General features: G+C 32.3%; 25 protein-coding genes, 1 tRNA gene and 1 pseudogene. 19 read left to right on the plus strand and 8 right to left on the minus strand.

The window, feature by feature from the left end; all coding sequences use genetic code 11:
• The first annotated feature begins 1 nt into the window (after position 1).
• Genes G5V56_RS09065 through ribB form a run of 3 tightly spaced genes read left to right on the plus strand, consistent with a single transcriptional unit; the run spans position 2 to position 3,849 of the window.
• Entirely contained in the window at positions 2–637 is a 636-nt protein-coding gene (locus G5V56_RS09065; RefSeq protein WP_166964092.1) for a LolA family protein, read from the plus strand.
• Positions 638–644: 7 nt separating this feature from the next.
• Complete coding sequence (locus tag G5V56_RS09070; protein ID WP_166964094.1) at positions 645–2,672, plus strand: LptF/LptG family permease; 2,028 nt, start codon at positions 645–647, stop codon at positions 2,670–2,672.
• A gap of 16 nt (positions 2,673–2,688) precedes the next feature.
• Positions 2,689–3,849 carry a 3,4-dihydroxy-2-butanone-4-phosphate synthase gene (ribB, locus tag G5V56_RS09075; protein ID WP_240911271.1) on the plus strand — a complete coding sequence of 387 codons (1,161 nt, stop codon included), beginning with the start codon at positions 2,689–2,691 and terminating at the stop codon, positions 3,847–3,849.
• On the opposite strand, the gene G5V56_RS09080 is transcribed toward ribB, so the two are convergent.
• Genes G5V56_RS09080 through G5V56_RS09090 form a run of 3 tightly spaced genes read right to left on the minus strand, consistent with a single transcriptional unit; the run spans position 3,846 to position 6,450 of the window.
• On the minus strand, positions 3,846–5,045 hold the full coding sequence (locus G5V56_RS09080; RefSeq protein ID WP_166964096.1) for a DegT/DnrJ/EryC1/StrS family aminotransferase: 1,200 nt from the start codon (positions 5,043–5,045) through the stop codon (positions 3,846–3,848). The two genes, ribB and G5V56_RS09080, sit on opposite strands and share 4 nt — an antisense overlap.
• Positions 5,046–5,049: 4 nt before the next feature.
• Positions 5,050–5,685 carry an NAD(P)H-dependent oxidoreductase gene (locus G5V56_RS09085; protein ID WP_166964098.1) on the minus strand — a complete coding sequence of 212 codons (636 nt, stop codon included), beginning with the start codon at positions 5,683–5,685 and terminating at the stop codon, positions 5,050–5,052.
• Between the two features lie 9 nt (positions 5,686–5,694).
• Positions 5,695–6,450 (minus strand): sulfite exporter TauE/SafE family protein, encoded by a 756-nt coding sequence (locus G5V56_RS09090; RefSeq protein ID WP_166964100.1) that lies wholly within the window; start codon positions 6,448–6,450, stop codon positions 5,695–5,697.
• A 128-nt stretch (positions 6,451–6,578) separates the two neighbouring features.
• Here G5V56_RS09090 and G5V56_RS09095 point away from each other — a divergent pair.
• From G5V56_RS09095 to G5V56_RS09155, 13 genes and pseudogenes are all read left to right on the plus strand, one after another.
• Positions 6,579–6,663: transfer RNA gene (locus G5V56_RS09095), tRNA-Ser, on the plus strand.
• An 85-nt stretch (positions 6,664–6,748) separates the two neighbouring features.
• Positions 6,749–7,057: pseudogene (locus G5V56_RS09100) on the plus strand (ATP-binding protein); the annotation flags it as partial.
• A gap of 720 nt (positions 7,058–7,777) precedes the next feature.
• Positions 7,778–8,515 carry an alpha/beta hydrolase gene (locus G5V56_RS09105; protein WP_166964102.1) on the plus strand — a complete coding sequence of 246 codons (738 nt, stop codon included), beginning with the start codon at positions 7,778–7,780 and terminating at the stop codon, positions 8,513–8,515.
• A 170-nt stretch (positions 8,516–8,685) separates the two neighbouring features.
• Positions 8,686–9,450: a DUF6090 family protein gene (locus G5V56_RS09110; RefSeq protein WP_166964104.1), complete on the plus strand. Its 765-nt coding sequence runs from the start codon at positions 8,686–8,688 to the stop codon at positions 9,448–9,450.
• Positions 9,451–9,699: 249 nt separating this feature from the next.
• A complete protein-coding gene (locus G5V56_RS09115; protein WP_166964106.1) occupies positions 9,700–10,224 on the plus strand; it encodes a GNAT family N-acetyltransferase in 525 nt (174 codons plus the stop codon).
• A gap of 265 nt (positions 10,225–10,489) precedes the next feature.
• The gene (locus tag G5V56_RS09120; protein WP_166964107.1) at positions 10,490–11,035 is read left to right on the plus strand and encodes a carboxymuconolactone decarboxylase family protein; all 546 of its coding nucleotides are present in this window, start codon (positions 10,490–10,492) and stop codon (positions 11,033–11,035) included.
• 308 nt (positions 11,036–11,343) lie between these two features.
• Positions 11,344–11,505, plus strand: a complete 162-nt coding sequence (locus tag G5V56_RS18965; RefSeq protein ID WP_206285886.1) for a hypothetical protein — start codon at positions 11,344–11,346, stop codon at positions 11,503–11,505.
• Positions 11,506–11,596: 91 nt separating this feature from the next.
• Entirely contained in the window at positions 11,597–12,013 is a 417-nt protein-coding gene (locus G5V56_RS09130; RefSeq protein ID WP_166964109.1) for a nuclear transport factor 2 family protein, read from the plus strand.
• Between the two features lie 21 nt (positions 12,014–12,034).
• A complete protein-coding gene (locus tag G5V56_RS09135) occupies positions 12,035–13,063 on the plus strand; it encodes a hypothetical protein (RefSeq protein ID WP_166964111.1) in 1,029 nt (342 codons plus the stop codon).
• 20 nt (positions 13,064–13,083) lie between these two features.
• Complete coding sequence (locus tag G5V56_RS09140; RefSeq protein ID WP_166964113.1) at positions 13,084–13,968, plus strand: helix-turn-helix domain-containing protein; 885 nt, start codon at positions 13,084–13,086, stop codon at positions 13,966–13,968.
• A 179-nt stretch (positions 13,969–14,147) separates the two neighbouring features.
• Entirely contained in the window at positions 14,148–14,729 is a 582-nt protein-coding gene (locus G5V56_RS09145) for a pentapeptide repeat-containing protein (protein WP_166964114.1), read from the plus strand.
• Positions 14,730–14,828: 99 nt separating this feature from the next.
• Positions 14,829–15,050 carry a hypothetical protein gene (locus tag G5V56_RS09150; RefSeq protein ID WP_166964116.1) on the plus strand — a complete coding sequence of 74 codons (222 nt, stop codon included), beginning with the start codon at positions 14,829–14,831 and terminating at the stop codon, positions 15,048–15,050.
• Positions 15,051–15,922: 872 nt separating this feature from the next.
• Positions 15,923–16,405 carry a hypothetical protein gene (locus tag G5V56_RS09155; RefSeq protein WP_166964118.1) on the plus strand — a complete coding sequence of 161 codons (483 nt, stop codon included), beginning with the start codon at positions 15,923–15,925 and terminating at the stop codon, positions 16,403–16,405.
• A 260-nt stretch (positions 16,406–16,665) separates the two neighbouring features.
• On the opposite strand, the gene G5V56_RS09160 is transcribed toward G5V56_RS09155, so the two are convergent.
• The 3 genes from G5V56_RS09160 to G5V56_RS09170 form a co-directional block, all read right to left on the minus strand.
• Positions 16,666–18,339, minus strand: coding sequence for a DUF2207 domain-containing protein (locus G5V56_RS09160; RefSeq protein ID WP_240911272.1), 1,674 nt, complete (start codon positions 18,337–18,339; stop codon positions 16,666–16,668).
• A 20-nt stretch (positions 18,340–18,359) separates the two neighbouring features.
• Positions 18,360–18,920: a LemA family protein gene (locus tag G5V56_RS09165; protein ID WP_166964122.1), complete on the minus strand. Its 561-nt coding sequence runs from the start codon at positions 18,918–18,920 to the stop codon at positions 18,360–18,362.
• Between the two features lie 140 nt (positions 18,921–19,060).
• Positions 19,061–20,257 carry an acyl-CoA dehydrogenase family protein gene (locus tag G5V56_RS09170; protein WP_166964124.1) on the minus strand — a complete coding sequence of 399 codons (1,197 nt, stop codon included), beginning with the start codon at positions 20,255–20,257 and terminating at the stop codon, positions 19,061–19,063.
• A 367-nt stretch (positions 20,258–20,624) separates the two neighbouring features.
• On the opposite strand from G5V56_RS09170, the gene G5V56_RS09175 reads away from it, so the two are divergent.
• From G5V56_RS09175 to G5V56_RS09185, 3 genes are all read left to right on the plus strand, one after another.
• Complete coding sequence (locus G5V56_RS09175; protein ID WP_240911273.1) at positions 20,625–21,497, plus strand: AraC family transcriptional regulator; 873 nt, start codon at positions 20,625–20,627, stop codon at positions 21,495–21,497.
• A 64-nt stretch (positions 21,498–21,561) separates the two neighbouring features.
• Positions 21,562–22,635, plus strand: a complete 1,074-nt coding sequence (locus G5V56_RS09180) for a family 16 glycoside hydrolase (RefSeq protein ID WP_166964127.1) — start codon at positions 21,562–21,564, stop codon at positions 22,633–22,635.
• A gap of 108 nt (positions 22,636–22,743) precedes the next feature.
• Positions 22,744–23,922: a LamG domain-containing protein gene (locus G5V56_RS09185; protein ID WP_166964129.1), complete on the plus strand. Its 1,179-nt coding sequence runs from the start codon at positions 22,744–22,746 to the stop codon at positions 23,920–23,922.
• Between the two features lie 228 nt (positions 23,923–24,150).
• On the opposite strand, the gene G5V56_RS09190 is transcribed toward G5V56_RS09185, so the two are convergent.
• Positions 24,151–26,256 carry a xanthine dehydrogenase family protein molybdopterin-binding subunit gene (locus tag G5V56_RS09190; RefSeq protein ID WP_166964131.1) on the minus strand — a complete coding sequence of 702 codons (2,106 nt, stop codon included), beginning with the start codon at positions 26,254–26,256 and terminating at the stop codon, positions 24,151–24,153.
• The gene (locus G5V56_RS09195; protein WP_166964133.1) at positions 26,253–26,732 is read right to left on the minus strand and encodes a (2Fe-2S)-binding protein; all 480 of its coding nucleotides are present in this window, start codon (positions 26,730–26,732) and stop codon (positions 26,253–26,255) included. The genes G5V56_RS09190 and G5V56_RS09195 overlap by 4 nt, the downstream gene beginning before the upstream one ends.
• Between the last annotated feature and the right edge of the window lie 68 nt (positions 26,733–26,800).

Consider the following 26,800-nt stretch of genomic DNA (forward strand, 5'->3'; position numbering starts at 1 on the left):
AATGAAGCATTTAATAGTATCATTCATTGTATTACTTAGCATTAACAGTTTTGCTCAAAAAAGTGGAAAAACATTGTTAAAAGAAGTCTCTGATAAAGTTAATAGTTATGAAAATATATCTATCGACTTTAAATATGTACTTGAAAACACTGAGGAAAATATAAAACAAGAAACAAGAGGTGATGTTGTTTTAGAAGGAGATAAATATAAGTTAAACATTCTTGGTATAACACGTATATTTGATGGAAAAACTCTTTATAACATAAGTCCTGAAGATGAAGAAGTCACCATTTCAACAAAACACGACGACGATGACGATATTGTAGCGCCGAGTAAAATGTTGTCTTTTTATGAAAATGGGTATACAAGTAGTATGGATATCATTCAAGATGTGAAAGGAAGAAAAATTCAATATGTAAAATTAATTCCCATTGATTCTAATTCCGATATAAAATATATTCTACTAGGAATAGATTCGCAAACAAAGCATATCTATAATTTGATTCAAATAGGAAAAAACGGCACTAAAACAACGCTTACTGTGAATTCTTTTAAAACAAATGAGCCTTTATCAAAAACCTTATTTAACTTTGACGCTGCTAAATACAAAGATTATTACATAAATAAACTAGATTAGGTAGCACTTGAAAATATTAGACCGTTACATACTAACCTCCTACCTTAAAACTTTTATCAGCGTGTTTTTAATACTCATGCTGATTTTTGTATTACAGACCATTTGGCTATACATACGTGAACTAGCTGGAAAGGACTTGGATATTATGATCATTTTTAAATTCTTAATTTATTTCATGCCAAAGCTTATTCCGTTGGTATTACCTCTAACCATTTTGTTATCATCAATAATGGTATTTGGAGATTTTGCTGAAAACTATGAATTTGCTGCCATGAAATCCACAGGAATCTCACTAATGAGAGCCATGTCTGGATTAAGTATTTTTATTGTTATTTTAGGAATTATGATATTTTTCTTTTCTAATAATGTCATTCCTTGGGCGGAGTACAACTCGTTTAACCTAAGAACCAATATAGCCAAAAAAAAACCTGCTATGTTACTTGCTAAAGACCAATTCAATAAAATACCCAAAACAAACTACAATATTAAATTTAATGATAAAAGTGAGAGTCCAGATCGTTATGTTAATAATATTGCTATTCACACAATTAACCTAAAAGATGTCATTATTCATATCAAAGGAGATGATGGCCTAATCAATGCAACAACCATCAAATCAAAAACAGGTGAACTTATTTCAGCCGATACCTCAAGCGTTATGAAACTTGTACTTTTTGATGGTAATTATTATAGTGATATGCACCCAAAAAGTATCGCTGCAAGGAAAAAAGTACCTTTTGCAAAAAGTAAATTTGACAAATATATAATTAACATTGATATATCGTCTCTTAATAATGAAGATGATTTAGATGATAAGTCTATCACAAATAAGTACAACATGCTTAATATTAGCGATTTGAATTACACACTTGATTCATTATCGCAACAATATGATAAAGAATACAAGGATTTTTCTGAAAGATTGTATAACCGCAGTATAACCCCTTCATTAAAACAAAAGTCAAACAAGCCGATATTAAAAGAAGTTGATACTACAAAAAATGATTCTATGTATTTCGGAAATATTTTAGATCTTTTTGAAACTCAAAATAAATCTCAAATATTACGAATTGCAACAAATTCTATTAAAAGTTCAAATTTAGACATCACGAGAAGGGAAAACACCTTTAAACTGTCAGAAAGTAATTTTAATAAACACATCATCGCATTACACGAAAAGCTTGCCTTAGGTTTTGCTTGTATTATTTTATTTTTTGTTGGTGCTCCTCTTGGCGCCTTAATACGAAAAGGAGGTATTGGATTGCCTATGGTTATTGCTATTTTACTATTTTTAACGTATCACTTTATAGGTATTTTTGCGACAAATAGTGCGAAAAGTGGCGGTTTAAATCCTGTAATAGCAACCTGGTTTTCAACATTAATCATGCTACCCCTGGGCTTTTTTCTAACTAAAAGAGCTACTGAAGACAAAGGGTTATTTGGCTTTGGTAACTTTGTTGAACCCATTAAAAAATTATTTGGTATTAAAGATAAAGAAGCTTTAGATTACAAGTTTTTAATATCATTTACAAACGACAAACTATTTGAAGTCATAAAAAATTATGAAGAACTGGGTCATACTTCAGAAATAAAATACGAAGCAATTAAAATTTTAAACTTTAGAGGTTTAGATTTAGAAGCTATTCGCAAAGAACATATTGAAATAAAAGAAGAGTATGTTAATTCAAAAAAAATTAGCGACGATTTTATTGATCATTCAAAATTCTCAATAATCCTTTATTCTATTGGAGCTATTCTAATTATTTTATTTTTTGTTCTTAAAAATAATAAACTACCATCTTTAGCTTCTGCATCTGTACAAATTGGGATTATCTCTCTATTTTTATATGTCATATATTACATAAAAGGCTACCTCAATATATCCTCATTTTACAATACCATTAAAAAGCCAAAAAGAAAACCGAACGTAATATTAATCATACTAGGTTTGCCCATATATTTTCTATCCTATTTTCTTTTAAAAAGAAAAATTAGCGATGACTTAAAACAAAATTGTATCGATAGTATAAAATAAGCAATATCTTTGCATCATGATAACAGAAATGAAAACACCAACTCAAAAAAAACAATTTAAACTTAATACCATTCATGAAGCTATTAGTGACATTAGAAATGGTAAAGTTATTATTGTTGTAGATGATGAAAATAGAGAGAATGAAGGCGATTTTGTAGCTGCTGCTGATAAAGTAACACCACAAATGATAAACTTTATGGCAACCCACGGTAGAGGGCTTATTTGTGTTCCCTTAACAGAAAACAGATGTGAAGAGTTGAATCTTAATATGATGGTGAGTAATAATACCGACCATATGGAAACAGCTTTTACTGTATCTGTAGATTTAAGAGGAGGTAGTGTTACCACAGGTATTTCTGCTAGCGATAGAGCTGAAACTGTAAAAGCTCTTATTAACCCTAATACAAAACCATTTGAACTATCTCGTCCAGGTCATATCTTCCCATTAGTAGCCAAAGAAGGAGGAGTTTTAAGACGAACAGGGCATACAGAAGCTGCTATTGATTTTGCAAGATTAGCGGGTTTAAAACCTGCTGGTGTTATTGTTGAAATCATGAATGAAGACGGCACCATGGCTAGACTTCCTGAACTTGTTGAAGTTGCTAAAAAGCTGGATCTTAAAATTGTTTCTATTGAAGATTTAATCGCGTACAGAATGCAACACGATTCTTTAATTGAGAAAAAACAAGATTTTCAAATTGAAACGCGCTTTGGAAGTTTTAGATTGAGAGCTTATAAGCAAACAACTAATGACCAAATTCATATAGCGCTTACCAAAGGACAATGGAAAGATAGTGAATCTGTTCTTACACGAATAAATTCAACTTTAGTTAACAATGATATTTTGGGAACACTTACCAATGACGTTGACGAACAACTTGATGCGATGTTTAAAGTGATTAATGATGAAGGCAAAGGCGCTATTATCTTTATAAATCAAGAATCACAATCTATGGATATACTAAACCGATTGGATTTTTTAAGACAAAATCAAATCTCCAACACAATATCTAAAGCACCGAGAATTAATATGGATACTAGAGATTTTGGAATTGGAGCACAAATACTTCACGATCTTAACATCCATAAATTACGATTAATTACAAATTCTAAACAAACCAGGCGTATTGGTTTAATTGGTTATGGGTTAGAAATTGTTGATTATGTGAATTATTAAGAATTTAATACAGTTTTTATTACGTTCACCATTTTATCTGCTCTTTCCTTGACTTCTGCTTCTGTCCATGAAAGTTTTATTAAACAAGATAAGTTACGACCTATATAATAATCAGACTTTTCAAAAGATTTAGTTTTTAGATACTCTAAACCTTTTTTCATTTCTTCTGAAACTGGATAAAGTGTTTTCAAATTTTTTAGATGATTCCATTCTTTAATATAGTGCCAATTGTTATTATAATAATGAAAGCATCCATCTATACCTTCTTCTTTAAAAGCCTTTGATACGACTTGGGTCACCTCTAAATTTGGTAAAAAGAAATTTAAAAACGAATAGTTTTCTTCACCTCCTTCTGGAACGGTTCTAAATACAACCTCTGGAATATCAGATAAAGCATCCCTTAAAATGGTATAATGCTTTTTTTGAATAGCAATAAAATCATTTAATCGTCTCACTTGCGCTAAACCAACAGCTGCATTAAGTTCTGATATCCTAAAATTATATCCTAAAAACGGATGTGTTTCTGCACCCCTATCGTTCCCTACATGATCGTGCCCGTGATCTGAATAATGATCAGCAAATTGAGCATATTTATCATTATTGGTAATAATAGCACCACCCTCACCACAGGTAATTGTTTTTACAAAATCGAAAGAAAAGCTACCAACATCGCCATAACTTCCTAAGGCTTTCCCTTGATATGTTCCTCCGATAGCCTGACAAGCATCTTCAACTAACACGAGATTATGGTCATCACAAATAGTTTTTAACGCTTGTAAATTTGCCATACTACCACACATATGCACCGGCATAATAGCCTTGGTTTTTGGGGTAATCGCTTTTTTAACTTCTTCTATATCTAAAGTTAACGTGTCATCAATATCAACTAATATTGGAATAGCTCCCAGCATCATAATAGCTTCAAAACTGGCAACAAACGTAAAGCATGGCATAATTACCTCATTGCCCGCTCCAACTCCAGCTATAGCTAAAGACATGGATACCGCTGCTGTGCCACTACTTACTAATTGTGCATATTTTACTTCAAACTGATTTTGAAGTTCCATTTCTAAATCCTTTGCCTTCCAATGGCCATTCCGCATACCGTCAAAACCATAACGCATTAATACGCCACTTTTTAATACATCATTTACTTCATTACGTTCTGTTTCTCCAAATAATTCAAATCCTGGCATAATATTATTTAATTTCTATAATTGTTTCGTTTAACGGTTTTCTAACCTTTTTTAAGGTCGCAAACATATCGTCGTCTGCGCGATATCCAATAGGTAAAAGTAACACCGATTTAAGTCCCTTTTTATTCAATTCTAAAACTTCATCATACTTTTCTGGAATAAACCCTTCCATAGGACAAGAATCGATACCTTCAACAGCACAGACAGTCATTAAATTTCCAAGCGCAATATAGGCTTGATTTTTAGACCATAACTGACGATTTTCAACAGATTTACCTTGCATTGTTTTTAATAAATTTTTTCTGAATGGATTTAAAATGTTTTCTGGAGTATTTCTGATGTTTTTTACCGAATCAAAATACAAATTTACATCGGAATCTGAAATATCATCCTGAATACAAATTACCAATAAGTGTGAAGCTTCTGACACTTGATTCTGATAGTAAGCATGAGGAACCAAAGACGCTTTCAAATCATCATTCGAGACGATTACCAAACTTATTGTTTGAAGCCCGAAAGACGTCGCCGTGAGATTAAAAGCCTCTTTTATAATATCAATTTTATTTTTTGAAAGTTTTTTTGATGAATCAAACTTTTTTGTGGCATAACGCCAATTTAAATGCTCTATAATTTTACCCATACTATTTTTTTAAAAGAACCATAATTTTATGGCCATACCAATAACCATGATTACTAAAAATACTTTTACAATGCCATCCCCTTTATTTACGGACCATCTGCTGGTAAACCAACCACCTACTGCTTGCCCTGATGCTAATGTTAATCCAGCAATCCAGTCTAACTTTAAATTCATTCCAAACATAAAAAGTGCTGCCAATGTATAAATAAACATAACAATTACTTTTATAATATTCGATTTAATTAAGGTTAAATGATTTATTGAAGACAATAATAATAAAATAAATATACCTGTGCCCGCTTGAATAAATCCGCCATAAATACCAATAAAGAAAAAAGCAATGACACTATATTTTAAATACTTGCCCGTAATCCTATCAGCCAATTGAGAAAAATTCTGTTTAGGTCTAAAAACCATAAATCCAACAACCGTCACCATAACAACCGCTAATATTTTATTAAACAACTCTCCCTTTATATCAATGGCCAATTTAGCGCCAATAATTGCACCTATAGTCGCTGAAATGGACAAATAAATGGGAAACCAAGACTTATCAATAGCCTTCTTGCTTTGATATCCTGCAATATTAAAAATAGATTGTATAACAATCGCAATTCGGTTGGTGCCATTAGCAACATTGGAAGGCAAACCAATAAAAATGAGTACCGGAAGCGTTAGTAAAGACCCACCACCACTCATGGTATTAATAATTCCGACTACAATGCCTACTACCACTAAAAGCACATAGTAATACCAATGTTCCATATTACAAAAATACAGTCTAAAAATGAATTTAAAAGAAGAAAATAAAAAAAAGAAAAAAGGTTTTTTAGATACAAAAAAGGTTTCTATATTTGCACCCGCAATCAGGACAAACCTGAAGAGACACTACAGGAGAAATGGCAGAGTGGTCGAATGCGGCAGTCTTGAAAACTGTTGAGGGTCACACCTCCGGGGGTTCGAATCCCTCTTTCTCCGCTTAAATTTATTCAATTTCCACCAAAGTCCTGTAAACACTATGTTTACGGGACTTTTTAGTTTCTACAAAACATCAAAAAGTGTATTAAAAACCTCTAAGGCGGATGGTTCCTATTTAAAACTGATTAGTAAACTGGAAAAACAAGATCTTTTGATCTTGGACGACTTTGGACTTAAAGTACTGGATACTATTAATCGACATACCTTAATGGAAATCATTGAGGACAGGCATGGTAAACACAGCACCATTATTGCCTCGCAATTACCGGTAGAGACCTGGCATCAACTCATAGGAGAACAAACTATTGCTGATGCTATTTTGGATCGGCTTGTTCATACAGCTCACCGTATCGATATTAAAGGAGAATCGATGCGTAAAAAATTAAAAAAATAACAGTAAATTTAACCACAAATGAATCGATTTTGAGCACTTAGTTTACTATGCTCAGTTTGACCCGCCGAGGGTGGCTCAATTTGTCCGCCCTATCCAATAAAAGAACATCGACTATGCCATTAAAATTTTTGAATTAAATATTCAAGAACATCCAAATTCTGCGAATGCATATGATAGTTTAGCGGAAAGTTATTTTTTAAATAATCAGTTTGAATTATCAAAAACTAACTATCAGAAATCTTTAGAACTAAACCCGAAAAACACTAATGCTGAAGAAATGATAAATAACTAATGATAACACAGTGTAAAAAACATATCTATTAAAGGCTTTCCGAAAAGTTTTTGTATATTTATCAAGTACGCTAAATTTTTAATTTGGTTATATTTAGAAAAGAAAATTAAACATAAAAATTAAAAATTCGGCTCGTGCTAAATCCGAAAAGTTAGCGTTTATTTATGCGCTACGTTTCATACACAAGACCGTCAGACTTTCTCAAAACCTAGGGTATTTCACTTTTTAATCTATTTTTAAATTCCAATTGGTAGTTTTGAGACATACTGCCGTTGTGCCACATATAAAAAAAGGAATACTAATCAAAAAAAACGAAATTATGTTAGGAATTTGGCTTTCAAAAAAAGGAAAAACAAAATCATTGCAAACATTATTAATTGCATCTTTATTGCTAATTGGTATAGGAATGGCTTTGTTAATGTAAACTTATGAAAATAAAAAAGCGAAATATCTTCAGGTTAATTTGGTTTAGCCTAGTTACTATATTTTTCATTTGGCAATGGACAACTTATCAATCACGGAATTTACCAGAAGACACTTTTAAAAACGACAATAAAGTATACGTAGAAAATTCGAATGATGAAATTATGTTTTTAGCAAATAATTCAAAAAATCAAAACGAAATTATATTCTTTCAAGGAGGGTTGACGGACCCAAAGGCATATGCACCACTTTGCCGAAAAATTGCCGAAAATGGATTTACCTGTCACCTTATAAAAATGAATTGGAGAATGCCTCAATGGGATTATAAAAAAATTGAGACTATGTTCGACCTAAAAAATGGAAAATATATAATTGGCGGACATTCACAAGGAGCAAAAATGGCATCTCAATTCGTTTATGAAAATCCCGATTTGATGCAGGGACTTTTCTTATTAGGAACTTCTCATCCGAGAGATTTTGATTTATCGAACAGAATTTTGCCTACTATAAAACTTTACGGAGAATTGGACGGATTAGCGAGTGTTTCAGAAGTGATGGAAAATAAAAATAAGTTGCCAAAAAACACCAACTTAATAGAAATTAAAGGTGGAAATCATTCTCAATTTGGGTATTTAGGGAAATTGTTAACGGACAATACTGCCGAAATTGATTTAACCAAACAACAGGGTTTGACGGTAGAAAAATTAATTAAGTTTTTTAATGAAATTGAGACTAAAAACTAAATAAATACGTGGTACAACAAAGACGTATAAAAATAATGCGTAATTTAATGCTTAATCAAAGGTTAGTGCGTTTTGCTAGCTTCTGATTTTCCTTCGGAAAATCCTCGAACACAAAACTGCCCTATTATTATACAATCATGTTAGCCTTCATTATGACCAACCATTGACCAATGATAAAATTTTTTAGAAAAATTAGACAAAAAATGCTGATTGAAAATAAATTCAGTAATTATCTGATTTATGCAATCGGAGAGATTATTCTTGTTGTTATTGGAATTTTAATTGCACTTGCCATCAATAACAGCAATCAAAATAGAGTTATTCAGAAAAAAGAGCAAACTTATTTGAATGGTTTAAAAGCAGAATTTCAAACAAGCAAATTTAAATTAAGTGAATTGATTAAAATAAACAAGAGTAATTTCTACGGAGCAAAAAAGTTATTAGAAGATATTTCTAATAAAAATGAATCACCATCCGAAAAACAATTTTCTGAATTATTGCTCAATACATTTTCCTCTGATATTTCTTTTAATCCTAACAACTCACTTTTAAGCGAAATGATAAGCTCTGGAAGTTTAAAAGATATTTCAAATACGACCTTAAGAATAAAATTAACAAATTGGATTTCAACTATAGAAGATGTCTCAAAGCAGGAAAGCGAACTTGGAATTCAAAGAGAAAAAGTTCTTGATATTTTTAGAACAAATGAAAACAGTTTAAGAACCATATTTGACCTAACCGGTATAAGCCAAGAAATAGGTTTACAAAAAATGGAGCAAAGTGTTAGCAATCTGGATCTATTAAAATCAAGAAAGTTCGAAAATAATATCTTGATGTTTATTCTAACAACTAACGCAATGGAAAAAGCACATTACGAACCGTTAATGAAGGATTTGGAATCTATTATTGAGTTGATTGAAAATGAAATAAAATAACGAAAGGCTAACAACGCCTACAGTTAATTGCGGCGGAATTTCCTCTCGGAAATTCCAGCGTATTTGCTAACTTTGGTTTACGGCGAAATAGTTCTGCCGAACCATTCCGCAACGAAACCATAGCCGAGACCTCTCTATCCCTTCTATTTTGCTTGTATTATTAGTCATAAATTTACTATTTTTAAGCTAATTAATTAAGGCTTTGTAAACATACGAGCCGAAACCGTTGTGGTGCATATAAAAACGGAAATGATAATACGTCAAGAAACTAGAAACGACTACAAAGAAGTCTTCAACGTAATTGAAAGTGCTTTTAAAAACGCTGAATTTGCAGACCACACTGAACAGTTTTTAGTCGAACGATTAAGAAAATCGGACGCTTTCATTCCTCAACTATCAATAGTAGCAGAAATTGATGGAAATGTAGTTGGACATATTCTATTGACGAAACTTAAAATCAAGAATGAGTCTACTGAATTCGATTCATTGGCGTTGGCACCTGTTTCTGTATTACCTGAATTTCAAGGAAAAGGAATTGGTGGCAAACTAATACTTGAATCGCACAAAAAGGCAAAAGAATTAGGGTACAAATCAATCGTTCTTTTAGGACACGAAAAATACTATCCAAAATTCGGATATGAACAAGTGGATAAGTACGGAATAGAATTGCCATTTGAAGTTCCGAAAGAGAATTGTATGGTAATTGAATTAGTAGAAAATGGACTGAAAGGAGTAAATGGAATGGTTGAATATCCGAAAGAGTTTAATGAATAAAAATACGACACCACAACAAGCCGTATAAAAATAATGTTTAGTTTAGTGCTTAATCAAAGGTTAGTGCGTTTTGCTTGCTTCTGATTTTCCGAAGGAAAATTCTCGCACAAAAAACCGCACTATTCTTATACAATCACGTTATGCGTCATTTAATCCTCTTCAAGAAAATCATCCATCCATTAACGAAAATTGTCCATTTTAACATATTGCTTTCTTCTTCAAATTTGCAGAGTCAATAATGACAAACAATTTAAAATATAAAAAAATGGAAAATTTAACTGCAACGGAATTTAAAGTTCCTACACGAGAAGAAGTATCACAAAACAATCAAGAAATTTTTGACAATTTAAACAAAGCTCTAGGCTTTGTCCCAAATCTTTATGCTACAATAGCATATTCTGACAATGGTTTAAAACGCTTTTTAGACTACCAAAACGCTAAAACGTCTTTAAACAACAAAGAAAAAGAAGCTGTAAACCTTATTGTAAGTCAGGTAAACGAATGTGTGTATTGCCAAAGTGCTCATTTAGTACTTGGTAAAATGAATGGATTTAGCGACGAACAATTACTTGATATTAGAAAAGGAACAAGTGATAATGCTAAACTAAACGCTTTAGTGCAATTAGCAGCTGATATCACTGAAAACAGAGGAAACGCTAGTAATGAAAGTGTTGCTGATTTCTTTGCTCAAGGTTACACCAAAGAAAATCTTGTAGATGTTATACTTCAGGTAAGTGATAAAACAGCAATGAACTATTTACACAACTTAACTAAAGTACCTGTAGACTTTCCAATTGCTGAAAGTATTTAATTACATTCAAAAAAAAACACAATGAAAACACATAGTATTAATTGGCGAAATGCCATTATAGCTGGTATTACAGGCACTTTAGCATTTGATTTGACAGGACTTTATTCACCGGAACATGGTGGGATATTGCCGGAATAATAGGAGAAAAAACAGGATTAGGATTAGCATATGGCGTTTTTGGCCATTACTCTAACGGTATATTACTAGCCGTTTTATATGCAGGAATAGCACCTTCATTAATTGGTCCTAATTGGTTAAGAGCTCAAATATTTGTAATTGCAGAAACCATAGCACTCGTTTGGTTTTTTATGTTTCCGCTTTTAGGTGCTGGCGTTGCTGGTTTAGAAGCTGGTGCCATGCTACCAATACTTTCAATGGTGAGACATTTAGCTTACGGTGTGCCTTTATGGTTCTTTATCCACAAGTTTCAACAACAAGAATTAAGCAGTAAAGCCACTATTAAAGCCTGATGATAATTAAAGCAAACCCATTATTACACAAACAACCTTTTTCATTTTAAAAAACACAATGAAAAAGGTTGTTAATAAAACATTAGTAGAAATGAAAACAGAAATAAAACACCCAGTGCCGCCATTTAATGAAGAAACAGCAAAATTAAAAGTTCAAATGGCTGAAGATTCTTGGAACTCTAAAGATCCTGTTAAAGTATCCAAAGCATATACTGTAAATTCTGAATGGCGAAATAGAACACAATTTATTAACGGAAGAGCAGAAATTGTTGAGTTTTTAACCGAAAAATGGAATAACGAAAGACATTACAAACTAAAAAAAGAACTTTGGGGCTTTAAAGAAAACAGAATGGCTGTAAGATTTGAGTATGAATTTCAAGACAATGACGACCAATGGTATCGAGCCTATGGAAATGAACTTTGGGAATTTGACGAAAATGGGCTTATGCAAAAGCGTTACGCAAGCATAAATGATTTAAAAATTGAAGAAAGCAACAGACGTTTATAAAAATTAACACCCAACAGCACAATGAATAGAAGGCTTATAGGAAATATATTAATTATTATACTTGTTGTTTTATTAGGTTCCGGAATGGCAATGTACCTCGTGCCATTTAGTAAAGGTCTTGCTTCTTTGCATACTGTTTTTGGTTTCTTGTTTGTATTAGCCATGGTATTCCATATAATCAATAACAAAAAACCACTCTTTAACTATATCACGGGAAATAGAAAACCACGTTTTCAAAAACTTCAAGCGCCATTGATTTTTAGCATTATTGTAGCACTCGCTTTTGGCCTGTATTTTAATGTTCCAATATTAAATGGCGTATATAATTTTGGCAATCAGTTAAGGAATCAAAAGCTAGGTAAAGAGAAAACACATTTTGAGTATGAAATAATAAAACTACCTGATGCTAATGGACAGCAACATTTTGAAGTAGAATTAAAAAAAGGTGATGCTTTTCAATATCCTTTGTTTGCAATATGGTTAGAAGATAGTCTTGGTAATTATATGGAAACACTTTATATTTCTAGAGTGATAGCATCCAGCACATTTGATTTTGGTAAAAACGTTGACGGCAAATGGCAATCTGCTGTAAAAAGGCGTCCAGAAACTTTACCATATTGGTCTCATAAACGCGGTATAAAAGCGCCTGATGGTTTATATGTGCCACTTATTAACGCTACAGATCTTGATGCTGTTTCAGGCGCAACGCCAACTGGAAATTTTATCATTAAATCTAAAAGCGACATGAATAGTTTAAAACATTATAACGTCATGCTAGAAGTCAATCAATCTTATGACTGGAATAGCTATTACACCAAAGATAAATTCCCTGATGATGAAATATATTCTGGTTCTGGTCAAGTAGGTCAACCATCTTTAATTTATACAGCAGCAGTATCGCCTCAAAACATTAAAGACAATATGTATAAAATAATGCAACTTATAGGTCATGGACATCATTCAGGAAAAAATGGCAAGCTTTACAAAGATCTTTCACATATTAGCACAGCAAAACAAATAATAGATAGAGTAATTTTAAAGATACATTAGCAACCAAAAGCAAAACAATTATGGAACAAAGAGATAGTTTTACACTCACAAATCCACAAACAGGAAATTTAGCATTCAAACTATGTTATTTTGAACGTAACAATCCTTTTGACCATATAGACAAACATAACTATTACTCCCTTATTTGGATACAACAAGGCAGCGGAATCATAAGAGCCGATTTTAATACGTATACGTTTACATCAAACACCTTGCTGTCGTTTTCACCTCATCAACCTTTTTTACTTGAAAGTAACAGTCCTTTAAGTGGATTGGTGATAAATTTTCATCCAGATTTCTTTTGTATTCATAAACACCATAAAGAAGTTGCTTGCCATGGCGTATTGTTCAATAATATTTACAATCCTCCTTTGGTAGAGGTAGGTGCTAAAGCGCAAGCCAATTTTAATATGGTAGTAGAACAAATTAAAACTGAAATGCAAAATCCTGCTTTAGCGCAATATGAGCTGTTAGTTTCTTACTTAAAGATATTTTTGATTACTGCCTCAAGGTTAAAAACCGAACAACAGTCTGAACTACAAAAAGAAAGTAGTGATACTGAAGAACCGTTTATACTTCAAAATTTAAAAAACTACATTGAAACACATTATAAAACCAAACACTCTGCCAGTGAATATGCTGATATGCTTGCAATAACACCCAAAGCTCTTACCAAGTTAACCAAAGCGCACTTTAACAAAACACTAACCGATTTAATTTCTGAACGTATAATTATAGAAGCTAAAAGAGAACTCTATTTAACTAACAAAACTGTAAAAGAAATAGCATTTGAACTAGGCTATAATGATGAATATTACTTTAGTAGGTTTTTCAAGAAAAATGCCGAAGTATCTCCTCAATTGTATAGAGACACTGTTGGATTTGATAGAGCCTCATTTAATTAAGGAATAAAAAACGAACGCATAACAAGCCGTATAAAAAAAATTGCTAGTTTTAGCTAAACCAAAGTTAATTGCTCATTTGCTAGCTACTTATTTTCCTTCGGAAAATCCTCGCTCACAAACACGCAACTTTCTTTAGACAATCACATTATGTGCAAGCGTGACAAAAACATCGAGAATAAATGTCAGAACAATTTATAGAAGAAAAAACATTTAAAAAAAGAGACTTTTCGGAAAATAGACTTGAAAAAGGCGAATATGAATTATGCACTTTTTTAAATTGTAATTTCTCGAATTCTGATTTGTCTAAAATTAGGTTTATAGACTGCGAATTTTATGACTGTAATTTAAGTACAGCTCATATTTTACAAACAGGGTTTCAAAATGTACTTTTTAAAGATTGTAAAATGTTAGGTTTACAATTCGATAAATGTAACAACTTTGGATTTTTAATAAAAGTTAACAAATGCCAATTAAATCATTCGTCATTTTTTAAACGAAAACTTTCAAAAATTTCATTTAACAAAACCAAACTTCAAGAAGTCGATTTTACTGAATGTGATTTGAGTTCATCCGTTTTTGACGATTGTGATTTACAAAATGCAATATTCAAAAATACAGACTTACAAAATGCTGATTTCAGAAGTTCTTCTAACTTTACAATTGACCCTGAAAACAATAAAATTAAAGGAGCAAAATTTACTTTAGATACTGTAGTTGGACTTTTAACAAAATATAATATCAAAATAGAACCCAACTTTTAGAATAAAATGGAGAATAATACTACTTACAGAAAATATAGAAAAGGATAATTTGAATTTTGATAAAGTAATGCCAGCACATAACAAAGAAGTATAAAACCGTTGGCAGCAATTAAAGAAAACCAATCTATGAATAGAAAATTTAGATATTTAATATTATCATTTATCGCAATTGGTAAATCTGTTTTAAGTTGTAAACAAGAAAAAGACATTTCCAAGTTATCTAAAAATGTTCCTACCGAAACAAAACAAACAGAACTGAACCCTGATGAAGAAAAAATAAAAACGACTATCAACGAATTGTTGTTCAATGCTGGTAATTAGAATGTTTTGGTATATAGTCAAAATACATATTATATATCAAAGTTAGGTTATCCTATAGGTTACCCTTGAAATTGAGAAAAACAGGTTAACTAAATGTAATATGGAATCCTTGGGAATTCCTCGTAATCCTCATGTTTTACTGATAATTTTACAAAAATTTAAAACTGTAATATTATGATTAAAACATTTTTCTATCTTAAAACAGATAAGCAAAACGAAGAAGGAAATTCTCCAATTTATGCTAAAATTGAACTCCAAGGAAAAAAACAACTTTAAACACAAGCAAATTTATTAGTAAAAACACATTAGATTTACTCGAATCGAACAACTTTAAATTATTAACTTAAAAATTCATACTGTTGATAACAAAGCGGTATAGTCAATAAGAGCTTCATTGGTATGAAAAGGTTTTGGCCCACTTTAATTTTTTGGATGCCTTGATAGAAAATTGTACGCAATCGCAGTGCTGAAAGCAATTTAATCCGACTTCTCACACTCCAATACAATAGGCTCACTTATCAAATCTTCTTAGCAAAATTCTTTTATTTGCATTCTAAATGCTATTCTTATATAACATTATCCAACTTCCTCTCAACTAATTTTTTATGCACATTTTCACGATGAAATGAAAACCTAAAAAATACTCATCGTTTATTTTCATCACTTGAACGAAAACCATAGTACTAAGATAAATCCACTTGATATTTTAAGTACATTTCGGACATAAACGTACTGAAACGCTGTAAGATACACCTTTAGTTTATCTATAGAATTTATAACAGTTCGTTTAGAATTTAATAATAGACGTATCTATTTTAGTATTAATCATATAGTGTTATCCCTCTATGCAACTATATAGAAAAACTGATATTATGAAAAATTACCTTTTACTAATTGCATTATTCTTAACATTTAATTACCTACACTCTCAATCTAACAGATACATCGCTGAATATCAATCTGATGGCATTTATGTTGGGTTGCTAAATAACCAAGGAAAAGAATTAAAAAAAGTACTCTTTGGAAAAGACGTTTCCATTAGTTTTGATGATTTTTATAAAGAATTAGAAATCAAATTCCAAAATACAGAAGGTGACATTAATGCTATGAAATTATTTTCTATTGGAGAAGATGAATCGGAGTTAGGTAAATATCTTATCATGAAAGATGTTTTGGAGAACACATATCATGTTCGTGGAGACATAGAAAAGCAAGGCACTTTAGTAATTTTCTTTAATAAAAGTTCTGAATCAGGAAATAAAATGTATCTAACTATTCAAGGTGCTAAAAGAGTGTACTCTAATAAAATGCATGAGTCCGACATAGCTCTCAGTCACATTAGCAGAGTCAATTAATGTATCAATATTGTAGTTTTTTAGAATTTATATCAGGCTCGGTTTAACGGTGATTTCTTTTATGTAACATATAGATTTTTCTTCGCTATTTGATTTAAATAGTAGTTGAAGTTTTTTGTATTCTGTTTTAGTCAACTATTAATCGGAATTTAAAAAAACACTTCATCATTAAATATTTTGAATTTAAAATATTCAATAAAGTACACTCCATTATCATTTTAATCGTATGTTTTTTAATTCTATTGTCCCATAAATCAAGTTTACCAGCTACCACCACCGCCACCGCCAAAGCCACCGCCAGATGAACCACCACCAGAACCGCCGCTACTTTTTGGAGAACTTACCATATTAGATTGTGTTCCTTCAATGGTGTTTGAAAATGAACGCGAGAAGTTGTGCATAGTAAGCGCATTATTTCCAGTAGAAGTGTACCAATTTGGAGGCTTTACATTTAATGCTTCAAATTTTCGGGCCCATTTTTCAAATAAACCAAAGGCTAGTGCATAACCCATAGTATTTTCAAAATAACCGGGATCGTCTTTTAATAGCATTTTTATCTTATTTTCTTCGGCAACTTTAATGAATCGTTTAAACCCCTTTAATTCTGACATTAATTGATTGCCAACAGCATTCTTTTTTATCATATAGAAATTTACAAACAGTAATATAACACAGGAAACAAATGAAACAATTGCAGCTATTAATCCCCAAAAAGTCAAAGAGACAAAGGTTAATAGTATGGTTAATAGCATTAATACAACATAAGTTATGGTTTGTACTTTTTTAGATTTAGCCTCATAATAAGACTGAGCATTTTCTTTTAAAAGTTTGGCAGCACTTGCCATAGTGGTATAAAATGTATCTTTAAGGCTACTTACCAAAACTTCTTCATTTTGGGCACTTGAATTATTAGCAAAAAGGCCATTAAATATTTTCAATTCATACGAAGGAGAATCATCAGGCAACGGTTTTAGCTTAATAATTTTTGTGTCCTTTGCACCAAAAAGCCATTTCTTTTTAATCTCCTCTATTCTTATATAGCCTTTTGAACCCCAATAAGGTATTAAAGAAATTAGATCAGATGTATCTTCCATATCATTAATTAAAAAACCAGCCATTGCAGGATCTATATTATTTGGCGCATAATAACTTGTAGTGGCTATGACTCTTTGATCCTTACCATATTTATCCCATACAGCGTAAAACGAAGCTATCAGGGCCCCAATTAAAAACACCCATCCATATTGATCCCAAAAAGGCCACAGAGGTTTTATTTCACTTATAGAATTTAAAGGCAAGTTTATTAAAACCGTCACACTTTGACCGGGGTAAGATACAAAGTCGTTCTTACTGGTACCAATCAATACATTATTTTCAAAATGAAAATCAAAGTCAGTGCTGATATTTGTATTATCGGCATCGCCAGAATATACAAAACAGTTTTCTTTACTAAGTTGTACGTTATCAGGCACCTCAATTTTAAAGCTGACTTTATGAAAATTTGCAGTCCATCCGTCTGGTTTTATATTCCAATAAAAACGAATTTGAGATTGTTCAAAAAGAAAGGCATTATTAACACGGTATTTAATTTCATAATGTTGTGGCCCAATTAAGGTTCTGTTCTTATCCCCTATTTTGATGTCAATTTTTTTGGATAGCTTTTGTATGAATCCGAACGGCGCATCAAACTTATAGTTAGGTACCTTTATATGATCGATTTCTATTTTCCTTTTTTCCTGTGTTCCGTTTGAATTGGTAAGGTTGTATTCAGTAAGTATAGTTCTATAAATGCCGTGTTTATAGGTTTCAAAGTTAAGATCGTAATTTTCATCGACATCGAAATATCCCTTCTCATTAATTGTAATGTCTACACTATAATTAGTTACAGTAAAATCTTGAGAATACCCTTTGCAAATAACAAAGAGTGTGAGCATAAAAAGACGTAAACGCTTCATTATGAAAAATCTACCTTAACATTAGCTCTGCTGGTTTCATCGGCTTCAAAAAAGTCGAAATGTTGATATTTAAACATATTGGCAAACAAAACACCCGGGATACTTTCTCCATAGGTATTATTTTCACGTACCGATCCGTTATAATATCGACGGCTACGTTCTAAATTTTCTTCAATGGTATTTAGTTTTTCCTGTAAATCAAGAAAATTCGTATTGGCTTTTAAATCTGGATAAGCTTCACCTAAAGCAAAAATACTGCGTAGACTTTGCTGCAGTTGGTTTTCTGCTTTTATCTGGGCATTAATATCTCCCGTTGGTACTTGCATGGCTGCATTTCTGGCATTGATTACAGCTTCAAAAGTAGATTTTTCATGTTTAGCATAGCCTTTAACGGTTTCAACTAAATTAGGAATTAAATCATAGCGTCGTTTTAAAGCGACATCAATATTGCTCCAAGCATCTTTTACCAAATTCCTGTTTTTAGCAAAACGATTGAAAATACTAACAAGGAATAAAACAAAGAGTAAACCAATACCTAATAAGATAATTATTGCGACCATAATAAAACTATTTTGAAACTATTGATTAACTAATATACAATATTTCCACCATATATTATTAATAATAACATCTTCAAATATACAAGTTTAGCTAAGCAGACTTGACTTAAGCTCAGGTACAAATATCTTTTGTTATGACATTATTTTTTTTGCTTTGCTTTCATTTGTTGAAACAATTCTTTAAACAACCCACGAGCTATCAACAACTTCATAATCTCATTAGTGCCTGCATAAATTCTGGCTACCCTATTATCGGCATACATACGGGCAATTGGAAAATCCCACATATAACCATAACCACCAAATAATTGCAGGCATTCATCTACTACCTTGCCGTGCATGTCTGTAGCAGAATACTTTGCCATAGAGGCACTTTCTGCAGTTAGTTTATGGTCTGATAATAATTGCGTACAACGATCTATAAAAGCCTGATGGACTTGTAATTGTGTAGCACATTCGGCAAGCTTAAATTGTGTGTTTTGAAATCCAGCAATAGGTTGATTAAAGGCGGTTCTTGTAGATGTGTATTCAATAGTTTTCTCTATAGCTCCTTCCGCCCCGCCAATTGCATTAAGAGCTACTGACAAGCGTTCTCTAGGCAATTCTTTCATCATAATTTTAAAACCTAACCCTTCTTCTCCTAATAAATTTTCTTTCGGAACTTTTACATTATCAAAAAATAATTCACAGGTGTCCTGAGCTTTCATTCCTATTTTTTTAAAAGGGATTCCTTTTTCAAAACCTTCTGAGATACTTTCCATAATCAATAAAGACACACCTTCTTTTTCTGTTCCAGAATTGGTTTTTACCGCTACTATGGACATATCACTCATATAACCATTAGTGATAAAGGTTTTTTGTCCATTTACCAAATAATAGTCTCCTTTATCTACAGCGGATGTTTGGATGGCTTGAAGATCACTGCCACAGTTTGGTTCAGTCATACCAAGGGATGTAATCATTTTTCCAGTTGCCATTAATGGAAGATATTTTTGCTTTTGAGCTTCTGTACCATACTTTAAGATATAAGGGGCAACTATATCTGAATGCAATGAAAAACCCGGACCATTAATTCCTTCTTTTGCCATTTCTTCAATAAATAAGGCGTTATAGCTAAAATCTAAACCGCTACCACCATATTGTTCGGGAATATCAATACAAAGTAAACCTAATGCTCCGGCACGTTCCCAGATTTCCCGACTCACCATGCCATCTTTTTCCCATTGATCTACGTAATCAATAATTTCATTATTGATGAAATCTTGAATCATTTTTTGCATCATTTTATGTTCTTCTGATGCGTATATTTCGCGTTCTAATAAAACATTTTGTAGCATATTCTGGTAAATTAGGTTAGAAAATATAATTTCACTATACGTAAAGATAACACCTTTTTAATCGTTGTTCTTTAGCTTTTCTGATAATCGGTCGGTAATTCTACATTTATGTCTCTTAGGTGTTTTCGTTTTTGACCATTATTCAAATAGCACTTAAAAGCGCATAGTTCAGTTACCTTATTGCTTTTTAGGTTTGATTAATAGACCAATTTCTACCAAAATATTAAAAGTATAAAGTCGAGTTCCCACAAATACCTTTAAGTAGCTAAAGAATTATTATCTTAGGACACATATAGAAGATATAATTCCTAGTAACTATATACCTAAGTTGTGGCCAACTACAAAACAGACAAAATAAAACTAAACTTTGAGGAAATTTATTTTTGAAAAAAGAAAGTACGGCTTTGAACTGTTGATGGATTTGCACAGGTTTGAAAATAATCCAAACGTTTTTTTTGATCCTACTCCGCATACATGTGATTTTTTCGAAATTATGATTTTTCAAAAAGCAAGTGGAACAATTGAATTAAACGGACAGTTATTAGAAGTTCGTGAGAACAGCTTTTTCTTCATTTGTCCTTTTCAAAAAAAATGTTGTAAAATTCCTCTAAATGGCGTTAAAGGTTTTCACCTCGTTTTTCAAAATGACTTTTTATCAGATTTCTTTGATGATAAATTGTTCACTTACCGGCTGCAATACTTTTATAATTCTCAACACCCTCAATATTTGCGACTGGAAAATGAAGATTACAATATCATACAATTGGCTTTAAATGAAATTATCGCTGAGATAAAAAATTATCAAAATGATAGTCCTCATATATTACGTTCTCTTCTATATTTCTCTTTATCAAAGCTTAATCGATTGTATTCAAAGTGGTACAACATTTCACCCAATACACAATCAAATTCAATAATTTATAAATTTAAGGAACTACTTGAACTGAATATTCGCAATTCGCATTCGGTAGAAGAATATTGTAATTTATTACATGTAAACCGTCATCAGCTTAATGCAATAGTAAAAGAGCATACTAGACACACTACAAAAGAAATTATCAACAACAGACTACTACTTGAGATAAAAACGGAACTCCGCTATTCTCATAAAACAATATCCGAAATAGCACATGACTTAAATTTCAGTGAACCTAATAATTTGACAAGGTTTTTTATAAAAATGGAAGGAGTCAACCCTTCCAAGTACAGGGAAATTTACCAAAATGATATTAATTATTGATAAAGTGATACGATAATAAAGTTATTAAATCGTTTTTTTTGTAAATGAATAAAAACTCAAAATCATGACAAAAACTATTTATTCGATCATTGCTGTATTAAGTTTTCAACTATCTATCGCTCAAAGTTCCGAAACAAAAATCGACATGGTCGCTTCTAAATGGAATGTTTCACCAGAAGCTATATTTCAAAGATTTGATAATAGGGAAACCCTACTTCTAAATGGTGGAAGGGTCACAGTGAAAAATCATAAATTTACAAACGGAACCATTGAAGTAGATGTGTACGCCAACTCAAACAGAAGTTTTGCAGGTATTACTTTCAGAAAGCAAAATAACAATATGGAAGAGGTATATATGAGACTTCATAAATCGAACCAAGTAGATGCAGTTCAATATACCCCCATTTTTAATAATGAGTCGAATTGGCAATTATTTAGAGAATACCAAGCAATGGTTTCATTCAAAAAGAATGGATGGAATAGCTTGCGAATTGAGGTAAACAACAAAAGTGCCGAGGTTTTTGTAAACGATGAAAAAATCATGACTATAGACAAACTAAGAACGGACCAAAATAGTGGAGAAATTGGACTTTTTACTTTGTTCTCAAATAGGTTTTCAAACTTTAGATTTACGCCCAAGGATGCAGTGGAAAACACCAAAAAAGATAGCAATATTCCTATTGATTCTACTATTATAAAGAAATGGGAAATCACGAAATCAAAACCTTACAAATCAGAAGAGTTACATTTTGAAAACTTTTTAAAGGAAGAATACATCACGGTTGAAACTGAAGCGTCAGGTCTTTTACCTATTTCAAAATACATAAAAAAGTCTTCTTCTGGTAACTTTGAACAGAATGTAGAGGACTATATTGTTGCATCTACAACAGTATATACCAGCAATAACGAAACAAAACTTTTTTCGTTTGATTATAGTGACAGAATAATTGTCTATTTAAACGGCAAAGCGATTTTTAAAGGTAATAATGCCTTTAGAGCCAAAGGTATACAATACATGGGGCATATTGACATTAATACTAATAAATTATACCTGCCGCTTGAAAAAGGAGCAAATAAAATTCACTGTGTTGTTATAGATAAAGCAAACGGTTGGGGTTTAATTGCAAAACTGGAATGATACGCTTTATAACAATGTATACGAAATCATAGCATCCTTCAGGTTACAACGCCTCATTTACTAAACCGTTAACTTGAATTCAACCGTATTAAAATTGAATAGAAAAACATGACGATATTAAAAGCTAGAACCCTTATAGTAATTGTATTTTTACCGATAATTTGCTCTGCTCAAATAATGTTTAAAGATAATTCTGAAGGAAATCTTTCAGGCTGGGAATTAAATAATTCTACATCGGTAAAAATAATTGATTCTCAAGATCCTAATCAGGGAAAGGTTCTTGCATTGACACCTAATAGTAATGTTTCGGCTTTAATCAAGAATTCCAATCAATGGGGTGCATTAAGAGTAGAAGGAAAAATGCTATTTCCTAAAAATGAGCATAACTATTTGGGCTTTATTTATAATTATAAAAAAACAACTAAAAGGGAAGACTTTGGTCTTTTGTACGTCAAAGGAAATGGAAGTTATATAAGAGCAAATCCTTGGAGAGATGGGAATGTTTCTCGACTTTTATACGAAGAGTATAAAATAAATCTAAAAGAAGATCAGGCTATTAAAATTGGGAAATGGCATACGTTTAAAATGGAAGTCATCAACGAAACCTGTCATTTATACATTAATGATATGAAAAGGCCTAAAATAACCTTTGATCTCTTTGAACTAAAATCAGGTAAAATAGGGTTTCAGCCGAGAGTTACTGGCGGAGGAGTATGGATTGACGATATCAAAGTAACATCAATTAAACAGTTTAATTATAAGGGACAAAATGTTCCTGCTATTAGATATGAACCAGATTCATTAATAACAAAATGGGAAGCGTTTGGACCTTTAACAAAGCCTAATTTGGTAATTGAACAAGCTGTAAATGATGATGATGATGTTTCATTGGATATAAATGGGGAAAGCATTACTTGGGAAAATTTTAAAACAGATGCAAGAGGCGCATTAATTACGGGTAGAATAACTGAATATCAAGGAGAAAACACGGTTGCTTATTTTCGTACATTTTTAGATGCTGAAAAAGATAAAACTGTGACATTGCACTTTACAACAACAGATGAGTTGGCACTCTATTTGAATGGAAAAGATTCAGGAAGAGTTTATAGGGATGGCTATATTTCAAAAGATAATGATTGGAATGCCTGGTATGATTTCTGGAAAAATCCTCAACATAAAGGCCGGCAAAAGAACATTTTCCTTAAAAAAGGAAAGAATCAATTGGTAGTTAGAGTCAGGAATGGACAGTTTGCCTCTGGTGGTTTCTTCGTTTATATGGAAAAGTGACGGATGTTTTAAAATAATCTTATCTCTAAATCATAATAACGGAAAGAGATTAATATTTAAGACATACAAAGGCTAACAACGTTTGAGCCACATTAAAAACAAATTTTTACACTAATCATTCTAATCATTACAAAATAAAAAGCTAGGGATCTACTCCTGTAGGATCTATTATTTTTGTTTAGAAATAAATAGGAAGCTTGTTTTGATATATAACGGTTCCCTTTAGACTTATGACAGTGCGTCCAATATTCTTTCTGGTGTGATTGGCATACGATATACCCTTGCACCACAAGCGTCAAAAATAGCATTCGCAATTGCCGCACCTACACAAATAATGGCTGGCTCACCTCCACCTTGTGGTTTGGCATCCATTTTATCGATGAAGACACATTCAATTTTTGGTGTTTTTGAAAACCGTGTAATTTCATATCGATTAAAATTAGTGGTTTTCATTTCGCCTCCGTTAAACTCTATTTCTTCATATAAAGCATATCCTATACCCATTGTAATTCCTCCTTCGGTTTGCAAGGTAGCTCCATGCGGATTTACTACTTGTCCCATATCCTGTGAACAAACAATCCTAATAGGTTGTACTTCTCCTGTCTCTTTATCAACAAATACTTCTGCAATCATTGCCACCAAAGTGCCAGCATCTTGTCCGAGAGCAATACCATAGCCATGGCCTGGTTTTTTTTCTTTGTCATATCCAAACGTTTTAGCAGCCAGTTGCAATGTTGCAATCATTTCTTTATTTTCCAGATTGTTCAATCGGAAATCTAAAGGATTCATTCCAGCTGCATGTGCCACCACATCGATGTGGGATTCTCGCGCAAAAGTGGTCGTGTTATTTCCAGGAGCTCTCCAAGCACCTGTTCCAAACGGATGTACACCGGCTTGATTAAATGATCTAATTCGTTTATTTGGAATGGCATAAAACAATTCTGTACCCCTCGTTCCAGCACAATAAATATCAAAATCCCAAACTTTTAATTTCCCATTGTTATCTGTGCCTCCTGCAACTTTTACGACTGCTGCAGTACGGAAATTATCATACATAAACTCTTCTTTTCGACTCCACACCAACTGCACCGGTTTACCGCATAACTTCGCTATAGTAGCCGCTTCAATAGATTGTTGGCTGTTTGATTTTCCACCAAAACCACCGCCCAAAAATATTTGCTTCACATGTACTTTTTCTAAAGGCATTTGCAATGCTTTCGCTACAGAAGATCGGGTACCAAACGGACTTTGCGTGGAAGCCCATATAGTGACTTTATCCCCTTCAAAATAACAGGTAGCCACATGAGTTTCGATAGATGCATGTGCCTTATACCCATCGTGGTAGGTTGCTTTACGGTAAACTTTTGATGTTTCTTCCCCTAATTGTAAACTCCCTTCACTTTCAAATACTTTGTTGTCTTGAATAGTATCTTCTAAATATTGAAATATGGTTTCTTGGTTTGCTTTAGCTATTGGAGCCTCCCATGCTATTTTAATACTTTTAGCCGCTCGTTGCGATACTTCTGGATCACTATGTACTACTGCTACTAAATCGTCTTTTTCAACCAACTGCACTCCAGCAAAATCAGATAATTTTGAAGCATCTACTTTTACTTTTTTAGAACCAAATACTTCTGGTCGCACAATAGTTGCATGTACCATTCCAGGTAAAAAGATATCTCCTGAATATTTGGCTTTTCCCGTAACTTTTGCTTCTGCATCTAGACTTCTAATAGGTTTACCAATTAACTTAAAATCTTTGGCTTTTTTTAATTCAGGTTTCTTGGTCAAACTTCGAACTATTTTTTTGCCTTTGCTCAATTCTGCATATGTTATTTTTTTAGAGGAATCATTCTTTACTGAAACGACCCCTTGTATGACCTCTAGTGACGTCTTGTTCATACCAAAATGTTCTGCAGCAAGATCCAATAATACTTCCCGTGCTTCTGCAGCGGCAGCTCTCAACACTGGATCTATAAAACGTGTGGTTAGAGATCCCCAAGTACCAGCATCATAAGGGCACAATTCTGTATCGCCCATAATCATATCCACATCGTAAATTGAAACTTCCAATTCCTCTGCCACTACCTGTGCCAATGATGTAATAATTCCTTGTCCCATTTCAATTTTACCAGTAAAACAGTCTATTCTTCCATCTTCTTTAACTCGTAGGTAGGCATTGAAATCAAGTTCTTCAAGTGGCTGACCATCTTGAGCAAAAAGGGAGCTAAAGGACACTTCACCTAAACAAAACACAACCACCACACCACCACCTAAATTTTTTATAAATCTTCTTCTGCTGTATGCAGCTTCGCTTTTTATCGCTGATTTCATAATTTTACTTTTTTAGGCATTTCTTTTCCTGCTGTTTCGATAGCATCAACAATACGATTGTAAGCACCACATCTGCATAAATTGGATTCCATTCCTACTATAATTTTTTCCCTACTTGGATTTGGGTTTTGCAACAGAAAACCGTAGGCATTCATAATCATTCCAGAAGTGCAAAAACCACATTGCAAGGCATCATGAGAAATAAATGCTTTCTGTATGGGGTGTAATTCTCCATCGGAACTTAATCCTTCTATCGATATAATTTCTTTCCCTTCTATATCCTCTGCAAGTATCATACACGAACGTACCGCTTCATTATCGATTAATACTGTACATGCACCACATTCTCCCAAACCACAACCATATTTGGTACCTGTTTGTTCTAAATATATTCTAATCACCGTTAGTAAAGACTCTTGGCCTTGCAATTCTAAAGAAACGGGCTTACCATTTAAAGTAAAATTAATCTGTTTCATCTTTTACTATTTTTTATTTAATAGATTGAATTTGAGTGTCTTTTCAGTCTAAAAAAAGTCTTATACAA

The organism is Yeosuana marina, assembly GCF_011762485.1.
Lineage (GTDB): Bacteria > Bacteroidota > Bacteroidia > Flavobacteriales > Flavobacteriaceae > Yeosuana > Yeosuana marina.